The organism is Bartonella sp. MR100HLJHH, from assembly GCF_042194215.1.
GTDB lineage: Bacteria > Pseudomonadota > Alphaproteobacteria > Rhizobiales > Rhizobiaceae > Bartonella > Bartonella grahamii.
The window spans coordinates 1-2,240 of sequence record NZ_JBHIMR010000054.1 but is presented as its reverse complement, the minus strand read 5'-3'; the positions used below and the strand labels follow the sequence as shown (position 1 = coordinate 2,240).

Annotated in this window: 1 pseudogene; it reads left to right on the top strand. The window is 42.1% G+C overall.

The features are described 5' to 3' along the window. Positions 1–2,240 (top strand): annotated as a pseudogene (locus ACFIJ7_RS09380) (hypothetical protein); the annotation flags it as partial.

The window sequence follows — 2,240 nt, the reverse complement described above, 5'->3', positions numbered from 1 at the left end:
GGAGATGCTGCATTTACAAATGGAGCTCTTACACAGCCAACCTATAAATTATCGCACATTGCCACAGATGGAGTTGTGACAGAGAGTTCGTTCCAAGGTGTTGGCACCGCTTTTGCAGGTCTTGATGATAATATCAAGACTGTGAACGCTCGCATTAAGGAAGTCTCAGAAGGAGTTGCGCATGATTCCTTGTTATGGAGTGATAAAGCCCATGCCTTTGTAGCGCAGCATGAAAAGAGGGAAGAAGGAGACGACGGCAAAGTTGTAGTGACGCAAGAAAACAGCAAGATCACATCACTTGCGGCTGGCTCTATAGTATCAGGCTCGAGTGATGCAGTAACTGGTGGACAGATTTATGAACTGCAAAAACAGTTTGCTGGCTATTTTGGTGGTGGTGCTGGTTATAATGAGAAAGGCGAATGGCAAGCTCCAAACTATAACTTATCTAGTATTGATAAAGATGGTAAGGTAACAGATAAATCACATACCGATGTTGGTTCTGCCTTTAAAGGACTTGATGATAATATCAAGACTGTGAACGCTCGCATTAAGGAAGTTTCAGAGGGAGTTGCACAAGATTCTTTATCATGGAGCAAGACTGAAGGTGCTTTTGTTGCCCTGCATGGGGAAGGTGATAACAGAAAAGCAAGTAAGATCACATCGCTTGCAGCTGGCTCTATAGCATCAGGCTCGAGTGATGCGGTTAATGGTGGTCAGATTTATTCATTGAATCAGACTCTAGCAAAGTATTTTGGTGGTGATGCTAAGTATGAAGATGACGAATGGAGCGAACCAACTTTCACGCTTAAAACCTACAATGCAGATGGTACGGAAGGTGATCCACAGGAGCATCATAATGTAACGGAAGCCTTTGCAGGAATTGATAAGAATTTCACAAATGTCGTCAATGATTTTAAAGAACAAGTCACGAACATCACAGAATCTATGCAAGGCGATGCGCTGTTGTGGAATGAAAGTGCAAAAGCCTTTGTAGCCAAGCATGGAGAAAAAGACGGTGAGAAGACAAACAGCAAGATCACATCGCTTGCAGCTGGTTCTATAGCATCAGGCTCGAGTGATGCGGTTAATGGTGGACAGATTTATGATCTGAATCAGTCGCTAGCAAAGTATTTTGGTGGTGATGCTAAGTATGATGGTGATGGCTGGGTCCTTCCAGGTTTCAAGCTAATGACTTTCCAAGAAGATGGCAGCTTTGAAGAGGAGGATTATGATAGCATTGCAGCCGCGTTTGCCGGTATCAATAAGGTCTTCAAGAATCTTCATAATGAGATTTCAGAAAATATTGAGCAAAATGCGTTGTTGTGGAGTGATGATGCGGGTGCGTTTGTAGCACAGCATGAGAAGGAAGGTAAAAAGGACAACAGCAAGATCACGTTCCTTGCGGAAGGAAAGATATCAGAAGATTCGACGGATGCGATTAATGGAGGTCAGATTTATACTCTTCAACAGACCTTTGCCTCATATTTTGGTGGAGGAGCTGGTTATGATAAGGAAGGAAACTGGCAAGGACCCAAATTCTACGTTCAGGTTTTCAATGAGGATGGTACGAAAGGTGATAAAGAGGAGCGTAATAATGTCTCTGAAGCATTTGATGTTGTTAATGACAGCATGAGCACTATCAACGATCGTATAAAAGAAGTTGAAAAGGATGTTGCGTCTAATGGTCTGAATTGGAATGAAGAAAAAGGAAGCTATGATGCTTCTCACGCTGATGATCAGGGCGTTAAGAGTCCTAGTAAGATTATCAATGTAGAGGACGGTAAGGTAGACAAAGATTCCAAAGAAGCAGTTAATGGAGGTCAGCTTTGGGAAACCCAGCAGATGATTACAGATCAGGTCAAGGATATTGAAACTAAAGTTACGGATGGATCTGTACAATATGATAAAGATGAAACAGGTAAAAAGACCAATACAGTTACGTTAGTTGGTGGAGATGACAGTTCTCCAGTGTTAATAGACAATGTAGCGGATGGAAAGATTGAAAAGGATTCGAAAGAAGCTGTTAATGGAGGTCAGTTACATGATTACACAGAACAGCAGATGAAGACGGTTCTTGAAGATGCCAATAAGTATACGGATGAGAAAGTTAGTAGTCTTGTCAATAATGGCGTTAACGAGGCAAAATCCTATACGGATATGAAGTTTGAGACGTTAAATTATGCTATTGAGGATGTTCGCAAGGAAGCAAGACAAGCAGCAGCGATTGGTTTAGCGGTGTC